The organism is Pseudomonas sp. NPDC089534 (genome assembly GCF_044749305.1).
Classification (GTDB): domain Bacteria; phylum Pseudomonadota; class Gammaproteobacteria; order Pseudomonadales; family Pseudomonadaceae; genus Aquipseudomonas; species Aquipseudomonas ekonensis.
Genome location: NZ_JBIVHR010000212.1, coordinates 1 through 1674 on the forward strand (window position 1 = coordinate 1; position 1674 = coordinate 1674).

Here is a 1674-nt window from a genome sequence, read left to right on the forward strand (position 1 = left end):
GTTGGACGGGAGGAATTCGACCTACAGCGCCGCGTCGATTTTCTTGGCAGCGTCTTCACTGACCCACGCGTGCCAGACTTCAGGATGTTCCTTGAGGAAGATTTTCGCCAGCTTCGGCGACTCGATGCGTTCCTTCGCCATGCGGCCCAGGTTCTGGTTCAGCAGGTCGATCGGCAGGTTGACCTTCTCCAGCACGGACACCAGCTCCGGCGCCTCGTCGTGGAAGGTCTTGGACAGGCCGACCTTGATGGTCACGCTCTTGTCGACGCCGGCCTTCTCTTCCAGCTTCACCGCGTCGATCTGGCCCATCAGCGGGGTCGGCGACCAGTAGTAGAACAGGATCGGCTCGCCGCGCTTGTAGCTCGACAGCACCGCCGCATCCAGCGCGGGACCGGTGCCCGGACGGAAGTTGGTGTAGCTGCTCTCCAGGCCGTAGCTCTTGAGCATCTCGGTGTTGTCCAGCTCGCAGGTCCAGCCGGCCGGGCAGTTGTAGAAACGGCCCTTGGACGGTTCTTCGGCGTCCTTGAAGATCGCCGAGTACTTGCCCAGGTCAGCGATGTGCTTGAGGTCCGGCGCCTTGGCTTCGAGCTTGCGCTTGGCGTCGCCCTCGATCACGTAGCGCGGCACGTACCAGCCTTCGATGGCGCCCACCACCGGAGCGCCGACGCCGACGACCTTGCCGGCCTTCTCGGCCTTGTTCCAGACCTCGCTGCGGCCGACCCACTCCTCGGCGAAGACCTGGATGTCGTTGCTGCTCAGGGCGTTCTCCATGGTGATGGAGTTGCCCGGCAGGCTGTCGGTCTTGCAGTCGTAGCCTTTCTCCAGCACCACTTGCAGCACGTCGGTCAGCAGCATGCCGCTTTCCCAGTTCAGCCCGGCGAACTTCACCGGTTTGCCGGATTCGCACCAGCCGGCGGCCTGGGTGGCGCCGGCGCTGGCCAGAAGGCCCATGGAAAGCAGAGTGGTCAGCAGGGTCTTGTTCGATTTCATTGTTGTGACGCTCCTAATCATGAATTGGCTTACGGCAGTCAAGAGGCATCCAGCCCTGTCCACGTCCAAATCAGGCCTGCGCCGCAGCGCGACCGGCCCCGCTTGTTTTAGGTTGTACGGCGCTGTTCTGCTCGACGGGCAGAATCAGGCGATCGGGCACTGCACCGTGCCATTTCTTGGCACACACATAGTAGAGGCCGGCGGGAAGCACCAGGCCGATGATCCAGGAAATGTCCACATCGCCCAGGGCGGCCACCAGCGGGCCGGTGTAGAACTTGGTCGAGATGAACGGCAGCTGCACCAGCACGCCGAACACATAGACGCTGATGCCCAGCACGTTCCAGCGGCCGTAGCGGCCGTTCGGATCGGCCAGCGCCGGCACGTCGTAGCGCTCGCGGGTGATGCAGTAGTAGTCCACCAGGTTGATGGCGCTCCAGGGCGTGAAGAACGCCAGCAGGAACAGGATGAACGACTTGAACGCCCCCAGGAACGAATGCTGGCCGAGCAGCGCGATCAGGGTCGCGGCGCCGACGATCACCAGCACGAACACCAGGCGCTGCATGCGGGTGACCGTCAGGTGGCCGCGGAAGCCGCTGATGATGGTCGCGATGCACATGAAGCTGCCGTAGGAGTTCAGGGTGGAGATGGTGACCTTGCCGAACGCGCTGCTGTATTTCAGCATCG

General features: G+C 63.1%; 2 protein-coding genes. Both read right to left on the reverse strand.

All coding sequences use genetic code 11. The features are described from left to right. Nucleotides 1-21: 21 nt before the first annotated feature. Nucleotides 22-990 (reverse strand): ABC transporter substrate-binding protein, encoded by a 969-nt coding sequence (locus tag ACIP0B_RS28465; protein ID WP_400838534.1) that lies wholly within the window; start codon nt 988-990, stop codon nt 22-24. A gap of 70 nt (nt 991-1060) precedes the next feature. Beyond that, nucleotides 1061-1674: cytosine permease (locus ACIP0B_RS28470; protein WP_400838537.1), on the reverse strand; the 614-nt coding region annotated here is incomplete at its 5' end.